The organism is Methylobacterium terricola (genome assembly GCF_006151805.1).
GTDB classification, from domain to species: domain Bacteria; phylum Pseudomonadota; class Alphaproteobacteria; order Rhizobiales; family Beijerinckiaceae; genus Methylobacterium; species Methylobacterium terricola.
Genome location: NZ_VDDA01000094.1, coordinates 1 through 1,511, shown reverse-complemented (window position 1 = coordinate 1,511; position 1,511 = coordinate 1). Strand labels below are relative to the sequence as shown.

Annotated in this window: 1 protein-coding gene; it reads left to right on the top strand. The window is 73.7% G+C overall.

Annotated features, from left to right (window positions below; genetic code table 11):
• On the top strand, positions 1 to 1,511 hold a 1,511-nt coding region (locus tag FF100_RS37515), incomplete at both ends, for an Ig-like domain-containing protein (RefSeq protein ID WP_171070487.1).

Sequence of the window (1,511 nt, the reverse complement as noted above, 5' to 3'; positions counted from 1 at the left end):
GGTCAACGACGCGCCGGTCAACACCCTGCCGGCGAGCTTCACCACCAACGAGGACACCCCGCTGGCGCTGACCGGCCTCGCCGTGTCCGACGTCGATGCCGGGACCGGCGCGCTCAGCCTCACTCTCAGTGTCGGCGCGGGCGCCGGCAGCCTCAGCGCGGCCGCCTCCGGCGGCGTCGCCGTGACCGGCTCGGGCACGGCGTCCCTCACGCTCACCGGCACGCAGGCGGCGCTCAACGCCTATCTGGCGTCGGCCGCCGCTCCCGTCTTCACCCCGGCCGCCAACCTGAACGGCACCGTCGCGCTGACGCTGACCACCTCCGATGCCGGCAATACCGGCGCGGGCGGCGCACTCGCCGACACCGACACCAGCACGATCACGGTCCTGCCCGTCGACGACGCCCCGGTCCTCGACCTCGACGCCTCCGGTCCCGGCACCGGCTTCTCCGCCACCTACACCGAGAACGGCGCCGGCGTGCCGATCGCCGATACCGACGTGCTGATCCAGGACGTCGACAGCCCCGCCCTGGCCTCGGCCAACGTGACGATCACCAACGGCCAGGCCGGCGACCTGCTCACGGCGGCAGGCCTGCCGGCGGGGGTGAGCGCGAGCTACGACGCGGGCAGCTTCACGCTGACCTTGTCGGGCCAGGCGAGCCTGGCGAGCTACCTGGCGGCGGTGCGGTTCGCCTCGACCTCGGAGAACCCGCCGACGCTGCCGCGGATCGTGGCGGTGAGCGTCAACGACGGGCTTCTGAGCTCGGCGGCGGCGCAGGCGAGCGTGAACGTGGTGGCGGTCAACGACGCGCCGGTGAACGGGCTGCCGGCCTCGTTCGCGGCGAGCGAGGACACGGCCCTGGCGCTCACCGGCTTGAGCGTGTCCGACGTCGATGCCGGGACCGGCGCGCTCAGCGTCACCCTCGGCGTCACCAGCGGCACGCTCGCGGCCACGGCCGGAGCCGGCGTCGCCGTGACCGGCTCGGGCACGGCGTCCCTCACGCTCACCGGCACGCAGGCGGCCCTCAACGCCTATCTCGCCTCCGCCGCCGCTCCCGTCTTCACCCCGGTCGCCGACGCCAACGGCGCCGTCACGCTGACGATGACGACCAACGACGGTGGCAATACCGGGACGGGGACGCCGCTCACCGACACCGACACCAGCACGATCGTCATCGCACCGGTGGCCGACATCTCGGGCGACTCGGCGAGCACGCCCGAGGATACGCCGGCCACCCTGGCGGTCCTGGCCAACGACAGCTTCGAGAACCCGGGCCGCACCATCACGGCCGTCAACGGCGCCGCCATCAGCCCCGGGGGGACGGCGGTCGCGGTGGGCACCGGCACGGTGCGGCTCAACGCCGACGGCACGCTGACCTACGCGCCGGCAGCCGACTTCACCGGCGCGACGAGCTTCACCTACACGGTGACCTCCGGTGGCGTGACCGAGACCGCCACGGTCGCCGTCACCGTCACCCCGGTCAACGACGCACCCGTCAACACCCTGCCGGCCG